Origin of the sequence: Pseudoalteromonas sp. GW168-MNA-CIBAN-0100, assembly GCF_040309225.1 — a bacterium.
Lineage (GTDB): Bacteria > Pseudomonadota > Gammaproteobacteria > Enterobacterales > Alteromonadaceae > Pseudoalteromonas > Pseudoalteromonas arctica.
This window is the reverse complement of record NZ_JBEOOL010000173.1, coordinates 1-397: the sequence shown is the minus strand read 5'-3', so window position 1 is coordinate 397 and position 397 is coordinate 1. Positions and strand designations below refer to the sequence as shown.

At 43.3% G+C, this 397-nt stretch carries 1 pseudogene; it reads right to left on the bottom strand.

The annotated features are described in order from the left end of the window. Positions 1 to 397: pseudogene (locus tag AAEY62_RS20575) on the bottom strand (UDP-N-acetylmuramoyl-L-alanine--D-glutamate ligase); the annotation flags it as partial.

Genomic DNA, 397 nt, shown 5'->3' with positions numbered 1-397 from the left:
ACTCCAATACGTACACATCAACGTCGTTGTTACTTAAATCACTTTGTAGTAAATCAAGCACTGCGGTGCCAATGTTGCCACCTAATGCTGCTTTATAACCAGCAGCAAGTAATACCTGCTGCGCCAGTGTGACTACTGTGGATTTACCATTAGATCCCGTAACAGCAACCACAGGTTTAGTATTAATACGGGCAAACAACTCAACATCACCAATCACTTCAACGCCTGCGTTTATAGCTTTAGCAATTGCTGGAATTGTTAAGCTAAGGCCTGGGCTAATAATGATCATATCGCTGGCGCAAAGATCGGCACTGTCCAAATCACCAAAACGGGTAGTTAAGGTTGGCGTATTTTGTTTTAGCCAATCAATTCCCGGTGGGTTTATTCGGCTATCAAC